This window comes from Trichocoleus sp. Lan (assembly GCF_039961855.1).
GTDB lineage: Bacteria > Cyanobacteriota > Cyanobacteriia > Cyanobacteriales > FACHB-T130 > FACHB-T130.
In genome coordinates this window covers 65709-80528 of the sequence record NZ_JAMPKA010000014.1, presented here as the reverse complement: position 1 = coordinate 80528, position 14820 = coordinate 65709, and the positions used below count along the sequence as shown (strand labels likewise).

The 14820-nt window shown below is 47.3% G+C and carries 13 protein-coding genes and 1 pseudogene; 6 read left to right on the top strand and 8 right to left on the bottom strand.

What is annotated here, in order from left to right; all coding sequences use genetic code 11:
- The first annotated feature begins 94 nt into the window (after window positions 1–94).
- The 3 genes from psb28 to NDA03_RS14145 all read left to right on the top strand — a co-directional run bounded on the left by psb28 (window position 95) and on the right by NDA03_RS14145 (window position 1942).
- A complete protein-coding gene (psb28, locus tag NDA03_RS14155) occupies window positions 95–430 on the top strand; it encodes a photosystem II reaction center protein Psb28 (protein WP_190414836.1) in 336 nt (111 codons plus the stop codon).
- Window positions 431–917: 487 nt separating this feature from the next.
- Window positions 918–1430 (top strand): MogA/MoaB family molybdenum cofactor biosynthesis protein, encoded by a 513-nt coding sequence (locus NDA03_RS14150; protein WP_190414837.1) that lies wholly within the window; start codon window positions 918–920, stop codon window positions 1428–1430.
- A gap of 146 nt (window positions 1431–1576) precedes the next feature.
- On the top strand, window positions 1577–1942 hold the full coding sequence (locus NDA03_RS14145) for a four helix bundle protein (RefSeq protein ID WP_348238328.1): 366 nt from the start codon (window positions 1577–1579) through the stop codon (window positions 1940–1942).
- A 155-nt stretch (window positions 1943–2097) separates the two neighbouring features.
- On the opposite strand, the gene ctpB is transcribed toward NDA03_RS14145, so the two are convergent.
- The gene (gene ctpB, locus NDA03_RS14140; RefSeq protein ID WP_190414839.1) at window positions 2098–3405 is read right to left on the bottom strand and encodes a carboxyl-terminal processing protease CtpB; all 1308 of its coding nucleotides are present in this window, start codon (window positions 3403–3405) and stop codon (window positions 2098–2100) included.
- Between the two features lie 292 nt (window positions 3406–3697).
- Here ctpB and NDA03_RS14135 point away from each other — a divergent pair, with 292 nt between their 5' ends.
- Window positions 3698–4411 carry a YdcF family protein gene (locus tag NDA03_RS14135; protein WP_190689164.1) on the top strand — a complete coding sequence of 238 codons (714 nt, stop codon included), beginning with the start codon at window positions 3698–3700 and terminating at the stop codon, window positions 4409–4411.
- A 58-nt stretch (window positions 4412–4469) separates the two neighbouring features.
- Here the strand turns inward: NDA03_RS14135 and recJ are convergent, their stop codons facing one another.
- Entirely contained in the window at window positions 4470–6845 is a 2376-nt protein-coding gene (gene recJ, locus NDA03_RS14130; RefSeq protein ID WP_348238327.1) for a single-stranded-DNA-specific exonuclease RecJ, read from the bottom strand.
- Between the two features lie 409 nt (window positions 6846–7254).
- Here recJ and NDA03_RS14125 point away from each other — a divergent pair.
- Window positions 7255–7741 (top strand): annotated as a pseudogene (locus NDA03_RS14125) (IS5 family transposase); the annotation flags it as partial.
- Between the two features lie 376 nt (window positions 7742–8117).
- Here NDA03_RS14125 and NDA03_RS14120 read toward each other — a convergent pair.
- The 3 genes from NDA03_RS14120 to NDA03_RS14110 form a co-directional block, all read right to left on the bottom strand.
- Window positions 8118–9671, bottom strand: coding sequence for a LamG domain-containing protein (locus NDA03_RS14120; RefSeq protein ID WP_190430426.1), 1554 nt, complete (start codon window positions 9669–9671; stop codon window positions 8118–8120).
- 63 nt (window positions 9672–9734) lie between these two features.
- Window positions 9735–9920, bottom strand: coding sequence for a cyanobactin biosynthesis system PatB/AcyB/McaB family protein (locus tag NDA03_RS14115; protein WP_339380792.1), 186 nt, complete (start codon window positions 9918–9920; stop codon window positions 9735–9737).
- 328 nt (window positions 9921–10248) lie between these two features.
- Window positions 10249–10440, bottom strand: a complete 192-nt coding sequence (locus tag NDA03_RS14110; protein WP_190414843.1) for a hypothetical protein — start codon at window positions 10438–10440, stop codon at window positions 10249–10251.
- 34 nt (window positions 10441–10474) lie between these two features.
- On the opposite strand from NDA03_RS14110, the gene NDA03_RS14105 reads away from it, so the two are divergent.
- Window positions 10475–10606, top strand: a complete 132-nt coding sequence (locus NDA03_RS14105; protein WP_277877651.1) for a hypothetical protein — start codon at window positions 10475–10477, stop codon at window positions 10604–10606.
- Window positions 10607–11048: 442 nt separating this feature from the next.
- Here the strand turns inward: NDA03_RS14105 and NDA03_RS14100 are convergent, their stop codons facing one another.
- From NDA03_RS14100 to larC, 3 genes are all read right to left on the bottom strand, one after another.
- The gene (locus NDA03_RS14100) at window positions 11049–12197 is read right to left on the bottom strand and encodes an alanine--glyoxylate aminotransferase family protein (RefSeq protein ID WP_348238326.1); all 1149 of its coding nucleotides are present in this window, start codon (window positions 12195–12197) and stop codon (window positions 11049–11051) included.
- Between the two features lie 239 nt (window positions 12198–12436).
- Complete coding sequence (blaOXA, locus tag NDA03_RS14095) at window positions 12437–13297, bottom strand: class D beta-lactamase (RefSeq protein WP_348238325.1); 861 nt, start codon at window positions 13295–13297, stop codon at window positions 12437–12439.
- 101 nt (window positions 13298–13398) lie between these two features.
- Window positions 13399–14760, bottom strand: a complete 1362-nt coding sequence (larC, locus tag NDA03_RS14090; protein ID WP_348238324.1) for a nickel pincer cofactor biosynthesis protein LarC — start codon at window positions 14758–14760, stop codon at window positions 13399–13401.
- Between the last annotated feature and the right edge of the window lie 60 nt (window positions 14761–14820).

Here is a 14820-nt window from a genome sequence, read left to right as displayed (position 1 = left end):
AAGTGCCCAAAAGCACCCGTGAAAGCTGAACCAGTCCGCTCTAAATAATGAGAAAATGTTAAGTTATCTATCATAAAAACTTGGTGGCAGAATTATGGCTCAAATTCAATTTTCCAGAGGGATCAACGAAGAAGTCATACCGGATGTAAAGCTAACCCGCTCTAAGAGTGGCGCTCATGGCACCGCTACGTTTTATTTTGAAAGTCCCAACGCCTTTAACACCGAAACCTCAGGGGAAATCACTGGGATGTACATGGTTGACGAGGAAGGAGAACTGTTGACGAGAGAAGTCAAGGGCGTATTTGTCAACGGTCAAGCAAAAGACCTCCAAGCAACTTACCTGATGAAGTCTCCTGAAGAATGGGATCGCTTCATGCGCTTCATGCAACGGTATGCAAAAGATCATGGTTTGGAACTTAGCCAGTCCTAAATAAAGAGCTAAGTGCTTGGGGCACAGGCAATACCCATGCAATCCGGTTCGGATAAGCTCATTTGCCTACCAGTAACCTCCGGTAGAGACGCGAAATGGTGCGGCACTGCACTGCGTTAACGTGTCGCAGCACGAATGCACCATTTCGCTAATGCGTCTCTACACCCCTCCACTGAGCGGTTGAAACCGCACAGCGACAGCAAGCACACATGAAAACCTGCCGGGAGCAGGTTACAGAACCCTAGATTTTCGGTTGGTTCGCGCTTTTAGGACTTGGAATGCAATCGCCGCAAAATTCCATTCTGAGGGCTTGATGCAAAATTTGAGTTAACCGAACAGTATTTGAATGCGCGTGCCCTTACCGAGAGCTAGCGAAATCAGGAGTCAAGATTCGTAGGAACGGTTAATCGGACAGCCGTGTGGCAGTAAGATATCCCAGAAAAGCCCGTTTTTAAAAACTCAAAACTCTTGAGGGAATAGCTTACCCATGACCAATCTGCCTCACCCAGACCCGGAGAGGATGACAGTGACTTGCGCTGTTATCACAGTTAGCGATACGCGATCGCCCGAAACCGACAAAAGCGGTCAATTGATTAAACAGTTACTCCGAGATGCCGGTCATGCGGTCTCAGAGTACGCCATTCTCAAAGATGAACCGGAGGAGATTCGGGCGCAGCTGCAAGCACTCGCCCAACGCCCGGATCTGGATGCTTTGATCTTCAATGGAGGCACTGGCATCGCGCCGAGAGATACCACCTACGACGCTCTAGAAAGCTTGCTCTCAAAAATCTTGCCTGGATTTGGCGAATTGTTCCGGTTTCTCAGTTATCAAGAAATTGGCTCGCGGGCGATCGCATCTCGCGCCGTTGCCGGTGTCTATCAAACCAAACTGGTATTTTCTATCCCCGGTTCTACCAATGCCGTTAAACTTGCCATCCAACAGCTAATTTTGCCAGAACTCGTTCACTTAGTTAGCCAGCTACAGAAAAGTGAGGAGTGAAGAGTTAGGACTGAGGACTGAGGACTGAGAAGTGAAGAGTCAGGAATCAGGAGTCAAGAGTCAGGAGTGAAGGCGTCTTACAGGCGAGTCAGTGAGAAATAGAGGGGGATAGGCGAGTGAAAGATAGAGTAGAGCGATTTGAAGATTTGATTGCTTGGCAAAAAGCTAGAATCCTTACAAAATCAATTTATCAAGTCACTCAACAGGGTGATTTTGCAAAAGACTTTGGGCTTTCTAGGCAAATTCAACGAGCAGCAGTCTCCATAATGTCTAATATTGCAGAAGGCTTCGAGCGAGGTGGTCGGGCAGAGTTTCATCAGTTTCTTTCTATCGCCAAATCTTCTTGTGCCGAACTTCGTTTTCAACTCTATGTCGCCTTTGATATGGGTTATCTCAAGCAGACTGAATTCAACCAGCTTTTAACACAGGCACAAGAAGTTGCTCGAATTACAGGCGGTCGTCGCGCTGCCGTTGAGAAACAAAAATACCAACAAAAAAGGACTGAGGACTGAGGATTGAGGACTGGGCTAGAAGAAAAGAAGTATTTAAAAGCAGTCAATTTTTCTCCAGTTTCTTCTTACTTCTTCCTCTTTTCCTCAGTCCTCAGTCCTCAGTCCTCAGTCCTCAACCCTCAGTCCTCACTCTTCAGTCCTCACTTCCTTTGCTCTTACCGGACGCTAATCGGTCGGGTCCGTTGAGGTTTATTGGGTTGGGCAAGGCGGGTGTTTTCCAAAGCTGCGATCGCGCGAGCATATTGGGGATCTTGCTGAGTTCCCACCAGCGATGGATTCGTCCCCAGACGCTTTCGCTGATCGTCGTTCAGGTCAATCTTGATATCCGGAGTCACCCCCTTGTGGCTGATATCCGTTCCTAGGGGCGTGTAGTAGTGGGCAATCGTGACCGCTAAACCCGAACCATCGGAGAGAGAATGTACCGACTGCACTAACGCTTTGCCAAAGGTTTGAGAGCCAATAATTGTGGCTCGACCATTATCCTTCAACGCACCTGAGAGAATCTCGCTGGCGCTTGCCGAGTTGCCGTCTACCAGTACAGCCAAAGGCAACTGTGTCAGCGCCGTGCGATTTGTCGCAAATTCTTCGTTGTCTCCCTTGCGGTCTACGGTACGGACGATAGCACCTTTGTCCATCCACATCCGGGCAATTTCCACACTCGCGTGCAATAATCCACCCGGATTTCCCCGCAAATCCAATACAAAAGCATCTACTTTGTCGTTATTCAGGGATTGGATAGCGCGGCGCATCTGCTCTGCTGAGTGAGCGCTAAATTCATTCAGACGGATATAGCCAACGCGCAACTTGCCTTCCTGCTTGACCGACTGACGGACGGCTGCTATTTCAATCTGCGCTCTGGTCAATGTCACATCAAAGTCGCCTTTTCCGTCTCGTGACAGCTTAAGCTTTACTTTCGTCCCCACCTCACCCCGAATCAGGTTAGCGGCGGCTTCCACACTCATCCCTTTTGTGGCTTTGCCATCAATTGTCAAAATCTTGTCCCCAGTCTGAAGTCCCGCTCTCACTGCTGGGGAATTCTCAATGGGTTCTACGACGGTAAGAACCTGAGTCTTTTCGTTCAGTTCCAAGCGCAAACCGACGCCAGAGAGTTCGCCGGAAGTTTGACTGGTGAGGGCTTGGTACTGTTTAGGATCTAAAAAGCGGGTGTAGGGATCGCCTAAGGTTTCCAATGCTTCCCGAATCGCCTTATAGGCATCTTCACGGGAATTATAGTTTTTGTTCAACAGCTGTTGCCGCTTTGCTTGCCAATCCACCTGATTAAAGGTGCCATCAACATACTCGCGGTTGACAATTTGCCATGCCTCATCGACGACTGATTTTGGACTTTCCTGTAGAGCAGCGCGAACGGAGGAGCCAAAGAAAGATAAAGCTGCTGTCGTAGCGATCGCTCCACCAAAGAGAGCAACATGGAGCAAGGAAAAGTTTTTTGGGGATGGATTCATGAACGGTGGCTCGAACGGGTGGGGTTTAATGTGTAGATACCGCGTGACGCCTGAAACGAACTATTTCTAAGATACTCAGGTTAATTAACCAGGCTGCATCAATTTTGTGCCAGTTCGCCCAGTGTCCTCCTTATTCGTCTCTGTAACAAGGATAACAGTCTAATTTAGCTAGACTCCCCTGCAAATTTTTGTCTACCTAAGTGTAATCGCCGCCAGAGTAAAAGAACAACAAAATCGCTTGGCTAGCTAAAGTAGTGTTAAGCATCGGCTAAATACCCTTCAAATTCTCAAAATGCCCGGAAAACGCAGAGGTAGTTCAACTGTGCGCGATCGCATCAACTTATCTAGGCGGGCTGGTTTCAGAAGATGGCGACAACTTCTAACACCAGGGATCGCTATCTTTAGCGTCATCTTGGGGACATGGTTATTAACTATTATGCTAACTTTGCGCTCTGCGGCGTCCGGTCCAGTAGATGCCTATTTGGTTTTAGGAGGTAGTATTCGTAGAGAAATATACGTAGCTCAGCTTGCAAAAGAATACCCGCAAACCCGCATATTAATTTCTCAAGGTTCTCCCGAACCGTGCATTTTGCTAATTTTTCAACGGGAAAATGCTCCCATAGAGCGAGTTTGGTTAGAAAAGTGTGCAGACTCCACCTTTGGTAACTTCTACTATAGTGTGCCGATTCTACGCGAATGGGGAGTAAAAAAAGTCAAACTAATTACTTCCGGTACCCATCTACCACGAGCTAAGTGGCTAGCACAGATTCTCATGGGCGCTCAAGGCATTTGGGTAGAGCCAGAGATTGTTCCCGAACAAGGCATTCCTGGCAATCGAGAATCCTCTTTCAAGACAGGATTGGACTTATCTCGTAGTTTGTTGTGGGCAATGGTGAGTCAGGTTTATCAGCCTAAATGTTCAAAATTAATTCCCCTGAAGGATGTAGATATAAAAGATTGGCGTCGGCGGGGTTTTAAGTGCGAACACCAGGGGAATATTCAGTAGCGAGTCGCGATCGCATTCTCTTACCCAGCCGTAACAAATGCGATCGCCGACTCATTTTTTAATAAACCGCAGTTTGAGCAGCCATTGCTCGAATGGTAGACAAGGGAATTTCATAGAAGTACCTTTGGCGAAATTGTTCTTCTTGAACTGCTGCGATAAATTGTTCAATGGCTGTCTCTGCTTTCGGTAATTGTGCGTTCCCTAAATCAGAATGACCGGCATCTTCCTGGGAATGCCAAGTAATTTGAACCATCCAGTCGAGTTGTTTAACATGGAAGCCGAGATGAGAGATGGCTTCTAATCCGAGTTGGAGAGTGCGATCGCTAATTCCCAGCTTTTGGTGCAGTTGAGTATACGTCGCCTCTTGACCCGTGCGACTCAGATATTTGGCAATTCCTAACAGTTGCAGCCAGATTTGGCTGGGGGGAACGGGTTCTGGGGGAGGATAAGCGATCGCGAGGGTTTGATTCGCCTGAATTGCCCGCCTGAACCACACTTGCAGCTCATCCCAGCTACTGGGGCACTCTCGAACTGGCAGAACTGATAGCGCAGCAGTAGCAAGTGGGGACTCCTCACGACAGTCTAAAATCCAGTCTATCTGGTTCGGAGTGCCTAACTGCTGCGGCTGTTCTAAAGAACGCACGGCAATTATCCGCACTTCATAGTGAGGTCTAATCCCTTTATTAGGATTTTCGTAGCTATTAAAATCAAGCTCGACAATTGCATCGCATCTACCTTGGGGTAGCTCTTCCTTATAATGTCCCCACCAGATTCCGGAAAACCCAGTTTCGCAAGAGTTATCCCGAATTTTAAAAGTAGTTTTGATATATTGAACTTTTGCGCCTTTTAAGTCCTGAGTATTGCTATTCCAACTATTTTCAAACCAGCAATTTTGAATGAGCAGTTTTGGTACTGGATTGCCCATTCCGCAGGGTTCTAATAGTTTCAGTTCCCAAAATAAATCTCTTCCTAATTCACTGACCGTACACACCAAATCTGCCTGCACAATCGGCGCTAAAGGTGTCCCATCTGGCGTGCCCACAGAAGCTCGCAATTGCTGGTTAACAGCTTCTGTAAACAGGGGAATCTTATCAACTGGGAGACTCAACCCAGCAGCAAAGGGATGACCGCCAAATCGATGTAAGAGGTGTTCTTGCGCTTTCACCAACTGGTAAAGATCGACTTGATTCACAGACCGGGCGGAACCGCGTGCTAAAGCGTTTTCACTCAAATCGCCCTCTGTACTCAACAAAATCGTAGGACGCCCTGTTTCCTGTGCCACTTGCCCCGCCACTAAACCCAAGACACCGACAGGCCATTGCGTATCGCAAAGAACAATCACGCTAGTGGTTGATAAGTCCAACTGGCTTAATTTTTTATTAACTTCAGCGGCGACATCTTTTTGCAATGATTTACGACGGGCATTGGCTAATTCTGTTTCTAATGCCAACTGCTGACAGCGCTTCTCATCGCGGCTGGTAAGTAACTCCACACAGAAAGAAGCATCGCCTTGAATGCGGCTAACTGCGTTAATTCTAGGCCCAAGACCGAAAGAAATGTCCGTTGGGCGATCGCCACTTTTCTGACACAATTCTAATAGACGCGCAACCCCAGGACGATTCCGCTTTTTAGTTTGCTGTTGCAGCACTGAAATTCCTCGCTGTGCCAGGTAGCGACAATCACCGCTTAACTGCACTAAATCTGCAATTAAACCAATTGCCACTAAATCCAATAAATCTTCTAATGGCTGTTGGGGAATATCCGGCAAAGTTTCATAAAGCGCTTCTACCAGCTTGTAAGCAACTGCCACACCGGAAAGGTGAAACATCGGATGGTCATTGGATAAATACCGGGGGTTGATGATAGCTGTCAACGCTGGACGTTCCTCTGGCAGCGTGTGGTGATCCGTGACAATTACATCAATCCCTAGTTGATGGGCATATTCAATTTCCTTCAGATTTGTGCTACCAGTGTCGCAAGTTACAATTAGCTTTGTTCCATCCTGGGCAAGGGCTTCAATCCCCCGTTCATTGAGTCCATGAGACTCGGTTAAACGATTGGGAATGTAATAAACTAGCTGCTGCTGCTGGGTAAAAAACTGTCCCAGTCCATCCCAGAGAACCGATGTTGCGGTAATCCCATCAGCATCAAAATCTCCCCAAATGGAAACTTTTTCCCCCGCGTTACGGGCTTTTATTAATCGTTCTACAGCCCATTGCATTTCCTGCCCAAATTCAAAGGGACTTGCCGGGTGATACAACTGAGAATTTAAAAACCCCGACAATTGCTGAATATCGCGAATCCCCCGTTGCCACAACATCTGTGCAGCATAATGTCCGGGTAATCCTGGTGCGTGGCGTCTGACTTCCTCAATAAATGCCGCCGGTGGTTGAACAGTTGACTGGATTTGCCATTGAAGTTGCTGCTGTGACATTTTTCTCTTTTATCCTTCTTTCTGGCATCCTATCTCACAATAATTGCCCAGAGGCTAGCGAAGAGATCGGCGTGCTATATGTTGCAAACAAAAAACAAAATAGGATTACAGATGTGTTGATAAAGGGATATGAATCTGGCATCAGCATTTAGCTGAAAATTCATACAACTACAACACTTTCTACTTTCTAATAATAATAGGAGTTACGCAGAGATCCCCCTTGCATCCCCCGATAAATTGGAGGCAATAGACGGAGCTGTTGTAGATATAAAGTGAAATGGGATAAAAATGCCGCCACAGCCTGATTAGACGCTGGGTACTAAAAGGATGTTTTAAAAGGGGAGGCTGCGGTAAGAAAGCTCACAAGGCTTAAGCTGAAATATTGTAGATACCCGCACCTTGTGAGCAAATGACTAAAGCATATCCTAGTAATCTGACGTGTGTTCAGTGGGAATTAATTGCAGACCTATTTCCGTCAGTAAAACCAGGTGGATGGAAGCGCAGTGTAGCTTTGTTGGCGGTGGTCAATGCAATTCTCTATGTACTGTGTCAGGGTTGTACCTGGCGAGCTTTACCAGGTGATTTTCCAGCTTGGTCAACCGTCTATGGTTATTTCTGGAGATGGAGCCAAGATGGTACTTGGTTGAAGATTCACGATCAACTTTATCAGTGGGTTCGGGTCGCCGCCGGAAGGGAACCTAGTCCATCAGAAGTTGCTGCTCGTGTGCCAATCAGTAGAAACAGCAACAATGATTTCAATAGATGTGGGTTATGACGCTCTTAAACAGATACACGGGCGTAAACGACATCTGACGGTAGATTTGTTAGGGTTGGTTTTGCGCGTCTTGGTCACATCTGGTAGTGTTCCGGAGCGTCAAGGAGCTAAAAAAGTCCTTAGAGGATGTTTTATAAAGTCTCCTTGACCGACTTTGACTAGCTCAACTACTGAGGGTTTACTACGGTAGATTGAGCATTTGAGGCTACTTAATCTCCTACTAAGGTAGCTTTCAGAACTTAAGTTGACCCTTTTAAAACATCCTCTCAGTGGCAGTAACCAGTAACTACTACATTAACGATGTGGACAAACTATACAAATAGGCGTGAGAGCAAAACCTCTTTGGGCATCAACTGAGTAATTTTATCTTTGACGCTTCAGATGAAAACTTGTCCCCAATGCAGTTCTACTCTCTGCCATTGTGTTGCGTTTGAGTTTGGGTCGAAAACAATCGCCCGGTAGCCTATCTCAAGCCGACAGCATTATTAATTTGAAATTCATCGCGCTGCCCTCTGGAAAAATATTGATAAAAAGAGTGCAAACAATCCCAGCACAATCCCAATCCAAATCAACGAATTAACTATTTTTTGGATTGGTGTTTCAAGTGAAGAGGCTTCTTCAGGTTGACTGGGTGTAGCATCAACCAGCGACAGAGTGGAGTCCCAAATAGGATTTCCGTGAATGGTGCCATGATTAGCATTGCTAGTTTTGTCATGGGCGATCGCACCCTCTCCTTCGTTCAACGGCCAATAGCTCACCAACCCTGCTTCATCTCCCCTCAGACGACGTGGCATACTCTCTTGAATCTCTGCCTGGGATAGCACTTTGTTCCAAACACGGGCTGCCGTGATTTGACCTTTAAAGAAGGAGCCAGAAAAATGAGACCCAATTGTGAGGGTGCGGTCTGAGGGAGTAAACGGTGGTACATTACTGGCTTGGCTGATGAGATGACCATCTCGATACAAACACATGATTTGTGTTTGGTTATCATAGGTAACAGCCGCATGAATCCAAGTATTAGCTGGGCTGGCGCTAGAATCTTTCACAAGCCACCACTTCTTGTTATGTCCAGATGCCAGACATCCGCCATTGGGCATAAATAAGGCATGGTCATGCCCAGAAAGGATGTTGTTGTACTGCGCCAGTGGTTCAGAGAGCTTCACCCAGGCTTCCTTGGTATAAGAGCTATTGACAATCCCTTCAGGACAGGTGATGAAATCATCTTGACCATCAAAGGTCAGCACATATTCAATAACAGGCTCAAGCAGGATTTTCTGATCTTTGGTGGGTGAAGTGGATGCTTCTTCGTCTTCAGATGGGCTGGGTGTAGCATCAACCAACGACAGAGTGGAGTCCCAAATAGGATTTCCGTGAATGGTGCCATGATTAGCATTGCTAGTTTTGTCATGGGCGATCGCACCCTCTCCTTCGTTCAACGGCCAATAGCTCACCAACCCTGCTTCATCTCCCCTCAGACGATGTGGCATACTCTCTTGAATCTCTGCCTGGGTGCGCTCGCGGCTCCATAACTGCACCTCTGCCAGTCTACCTGGATAGAATAATTGCGAACCACCCAAGGAGCGACCCAGTCCCGCCTTAGCTGCTGGGGGGATAGGCATCGTTCTATTTGTTGCCTGATGCCACAATTTTCCATTGAGATAAATTTTCATCGCCCCGGTAGTCGCGTTTTTGGTAAACGCCCAATGTGTCCATTTGCCCTTGCAATCAGCCGCGTCAATATGCTTCGCCAACCGATCAAAATTGTTAACATGGGGATCGTTATTGCCACAATCAAAGTAAACCGCACTGTTACTCCAGGGTAAATGGACATTCAGTATTCGTTGATTGTTCGCACACCATACCTCGATTACTGAATTCCCTTGCGGTAGTGCTTCTCCGCCATAAGCCCAAAAACTACAAGTGATTTCCTTGCCCCAGGGAATACTTGCTGGAGGCAATTCCACCCAATCATCTTGACCATCAAAGGTCAGTACATATTCAATAACAGGCTTAAGGGGTGCTTCCTGGTTTTGTTTGGATGACTTAGCCATAGCTGTAACCGTTTTAATTGAGTTTTTTATGGTGAATAGAAGCGGAAAACTGAAGCAATTGAACTACACAAATGCACCCCCGCCAAAGGCGTGAAAGCATCCACAGCCAGACGTTTTAAGTTGGTTATAGGTGCGATACTCAAACGCTGCTGGATCGTTGTAGTTTGCGCCATGCTGCAATTTCATCCGCACGTTTACCAACTCCTCTACGAAGCCGTGAACTACATCAACGGCTTCGTGCGTCTGAATTCAATCGGGACCTTTGACGGGAGGAGATTGTTTGGGGAGTTTCATAGTTTGGTTCCTTTGGGTGAATTGAGGCGTGGGCAACAACTTGGACGACTTCGCCCGCAAGTATCGAGGATTTTGCAAGCGCTACAACCCGAAAAGTAAGCCAGCTAGAAAGTGCGGTTGGGGGAATACGGTTTCCTAGATTTTTGCCTGGTCATAAGTTATAGAAATAGATAAATTTAGGTTAATCAAGAAATTGTAACGTTTCTTCGTATCAATGAATACTTATTGGTAATAGCTGAATATCAGTGTAGTTGCGATGTTACAACAGCATCCAAAAGTAAGATTAATTGATGATGTACGCCACAGCATTGACGGCTTGCGCCATCGTATAAGCTAAATCGAGTTGGGGCAGATTGAGGCGAGCGTCGTGAAACATGGGCATACTTAACCCTTTGCATTTAGGAGCAATCCCCATGACTGGACTACCCGGCTGATCAAAAATGACGCTGGCGACATGAGTGCCGTGAAGAAACATCCCGCCATTTGGTCAAACCAACTCTGCTATTTTCTTGAGCCGTTCTCGCGATGGTTTGGCTCAAGAGATTGACAATTGGGCGGTAGGCGAATGCGAATACGGTCAATTGGTAGCAACTAGCCACGAAATGCTAATTGTCGTCATTCAGTTTTTGATTATTTGCTAACAATTAGTGAGCCAACAAAATTATTCGTCTCAAATGGATTGCGAAGCTGTCTGCCAGCTAAACTTGCTACTCTAGCGTTTGTTCGACGACGTTTGCGTGTTTTTTTCATTTGGGTGACTCCTATTTCTTTCTAGCCTGCAATGCTTCCAGAGTTCCCAAAGCTTCCTTGTCAATTTGATGATTTTGAAAGATTGCTTCCTAAGAGGATGTTTTAAAAGGGTCAACTTAAGTTCTGAAAGCTACCTTAGTAGGAGAATAAGTAGCCTCAAATGCTCAATCTACCGTAGTAAACCCTCAGTAGTTGAGCTAGTCAAAGTCGGTCAAGGAGACTTTTAAAACATCCTCTAAGTGCATAATCACGACAGACAGAACTGGGACAAAAGGCGATCGCGCGATCGCCTTTTTGGAGGGTGCGTTTCTCTTAGCACCCTAAATTCGCAATCTAATGAGGTAAAACCTGTTTCAATGCGTCCAGGAGGCGATCCACAGTCTCTGGACGACTGTTGAATCCCATAAGACCCACACGCCAGACTTTACCTGCGAGTTCGCCTAGTCCGCCCCCAATTTCGATATTGTGTTCGTTGAGCAGCTGACGCGCGATCGCTTTGCCATCCACACCCTCTGGAATACAAACAGTTGTAAGCGTTGGCAGGCGAAACTCTCGTTTAACGTGCAGATCGAGTCCTAAGTTTTCTAACCCTTCCCAGAGATACTCGACGTTCTTTTGATGGCGCGTCCAGCTATTTTCGATTCCTTCTTCTGCAATCAAACGCAACGCTTCCCGCAGAGCATAGTACAAGTTAATCGGGGCAGTGTGGTGATAGGTGCGTTCCTTGCCCCAATACTTACTCAACAACGTCATATCTAAATACCAGTTAGCTACCTTAGTACCCCGTTGTTGCAACTTCTCTACTGCACGGGAACCCATCGTAAACGGCGAAGCACCGGGAGGACAACCTAACCCTTTCTGGCTACAACTATAAGCTAAGTCAACCTTCCACTCATCCAGAAACAAGGGCACGCCCCCCAGACTGGTAACACTATCTACCAATAGCAGACAGTCAAATTCACGACAGAGGTCGCCGACTCCTTCTAACGGTTGGCGTGCCCCTGTGGATGTCTCAGCATGGACTAAAGCCAGAATAGCGGGGCGATGAGTTTCTAAGGCGGTTCGGAGTTCCTCTATGGGAAACACTTGCCCCCAAGGTTTAGTAATCGTTCGCACATCCGCACCATATCGTCCTGCCATATCCACGAGGCGGTTGCCAAAGTACCCGTTAACGCCCACCAGAACCACATCATCGGGTTCGGTGGCGTTGGCAAGGGTTGCTTCCATTGCTGCCGTTCCCGTACCGCTGACTGCAATGGTGAGGGGGTTTTCTGTCTGCCAAACATAGCGCAGCAACATCTGGATTTCGTCCATCAGTCCCAGAAATGCTGGATCGAGGTGCCCCACGGGAGGGGTATTCATCGCCTGAAGGACAGCGGGATGGGCATTGGATGGACCTGGACCCAGCAGCAAACGAGTCGGGATTTCTAGAGGGGCGAGTTGCAGCCGAGTTGTGTTGTTAATTGAGGAGGTTAGGGTCATGATTGGTTCTAGGCTCGATCAAGCGAGGACTATTTTAGAGTCTAAAGGTTAGCTGAGTGCAAGTAACGCTACTGATATAGCAGTCTTAAATAATTCGTGAAGGCGAGATCCCGGACTTCTTAAAGAAGTTCGGGATCTGAAGGGCTGCCTCACAGCTCAAATAGAATTGCGATAAATCATCTAAGAGACTATTTTTGAAGAAAATCTGAAAGCAGAAACTTAAGGACTTGCTAGTGTTTTTAAAGTAGTCCTAAGGCTTTAAGACTGCGCCGGGTAATTTCAATGCGATTGACGCCATCATTATCATTTCGCATATCCATATTTGTGGCAAAGAAATAAACATTTTTGTTCTGTTCCAGATATCCCACAAACCAGCCATTCCCAGGAGTCGTACTGTCCGTCCAGCCCGTCTTTCCGCGCAGCACATAGTCTGGAGTTTGTTCGCGCACCATAATATCTTTGACCAAATCTAAGCTGCGTTGGGAAAAGGGTAAGTCGTTGCGATAGAGACGTTGCAGGAACTCAATCTCTTGTTTGGGCGTAATTTTTAAAGGGCCATCTAACCAAAATCGATCGATTTGCTCAGATGTCCCAATTTGACGGTTTCCATAGCCGACTTGATTGATAAACTTCTGCATCCGTTCGTGCCCAATTTTCCGAGCCAAAATTTGGTAGAACCAAACCGTTGAGTCTTTGAAACCTTGGCGCAGGTTAGTGTCTCGGTTCCAAGCTGCGATGTTCCGTTGAATGCCGTCCCAGGTTAAAACAGTCACCTCATCTCGAATCACCCCTGTTTCCAATGCCACAAGCGCGTTGAAAATCTTGAAGGTTGAAGCGGGGAAGAATGCCGTTGAATTTCGAGGCGCGTTATGTTCGTAGAATTGATTTTTATTTTGGTCATAAACCACAATTGACCCTTCAATGCCCAGTTCTCGGAAAGAACGCCCTAGGTCTATCCCTTGAGTTGTAGTGATTTCCGAAGTTGGTTGAGCTGGCTGAGAGTTCGCAGCAGTGCCGAGGAAACCGCTAATGGTCAATAGCGTCACGAGGCTAGCAATGGCGATCGCGATCGCCAAGGGCACTTGCTTAATTCGATACATCAGGATTTTCCTTATGTGATTTTCAAACCAGTCGTAATACAGGAATGGGTTTGGCAATTCCAGAAATCTAGTTAGGTATCTGGATCTTGCTGGCAGCAAATTCAAGTATTGCGACTGTTCTGGAGATACCAGGTATTGAGAGCCAGTTGATGCACCTCGCGCCAGGGAAGGTTATTTGCCTTCGCTAATTCGGCACAATCTTCGTATTCTGGCTGCACATTCGCGATTGCTTTCAGGTCAGGATGCCCCGTCCAGGCAACCTTGACGCGAACGAAGCCATATTCTGTCAGAACCTGTTGAATTTCTCGCTGCAAAATTGAGCGTTGCTGTGTCTGACGCCGGATGCCGAGTGTCGTCGTTTCTCGGAATAAGATCGCTTCGCAAGCGGATATCTGTTCGGGATGGCAAATAACCGTCAGCAAAATGCCAGGACGAGACTTTTTCATCCCAATCGGTTGCGTGAAGACATCCACCGCACCGGCGTTAAACAGTGCCTCAAACACATAGCCGATGGCTTGGGGACTCAAGTCATCGATTTGGGTTTCCAGCACCGAAATTATTTCTAAAGAGGGGCTTTCGGAAGGCTGAAGGAATCCCGACTCTTGTTGAGAAGCAAATCGCGTCTCCACACCCTCACCAATCCAGAGGCGCAGAATATTGGGAATCGGTAACTGACGGGAACCGGCACCATTTCCAACCCGCTGGATCGTCATGGGGGGTGGAGATCCAAAGCCGGTGGCAAGCGTACAAGCGATCGCTGCTCCAGTCGGTGTCACCAGTTCCCGATCGATGCCATTACTATAAACTGGCACCTGGCGAGATTCCCACAGCTTTAATACAGCCGGTACCGGCACCGCTAGCTGACCGTGAGCTGCTCTAACCATCCCGCCACCAGTGGGGAGTGCCGAACAGTATAGTTCGTCAATCCCCAACCAATCCAAGCCCAGACAAGTGCCGACAATATCTACAATGGCATCAGTCGCCCCGACTTCATGAAAATGAACTTCCTCTGGGGGAATGCCGTGAACCGCTCCTTCTGCGTCTGCCAGCCGTTGAAACACTGCCAAACTGGACGCTTGTACTCGTAACGGAAACTCCGCTTCTGCAATCAACTGGACAATTTCTGGTAAATGCCGCGTCGGGGAATGAGAATGAACCCCATCGAGATCGCCATCGCCATCGGGATGCTGATGCTGATGCTGATGCCCACCATTTTGCCGGTGATGTTCGGGGTGGTGATTTGAATCGCTGCGATCGCGATCGCTCAAATCTACGTGAAATTTAGTAGCTTGCTGACCGTTCCGGTGAACGTGTTCGGCTCGTAACTGGTATTCTTGGGAAATTCCCAGCCTCTTGAGCTTTTCTATCAAATAATCTAGGGGAACTCCCGCATCTACAAGTGCCCCCAGGCACATATCACCGGCAATTCCTGTTGGACATTCTAGATACGCTAGCTTGTTCATAAGGAGTAATCAGGAGTCAGGAAAAATTCTGGATTCTGAATTCTGTAGTCTCAGTTCTGG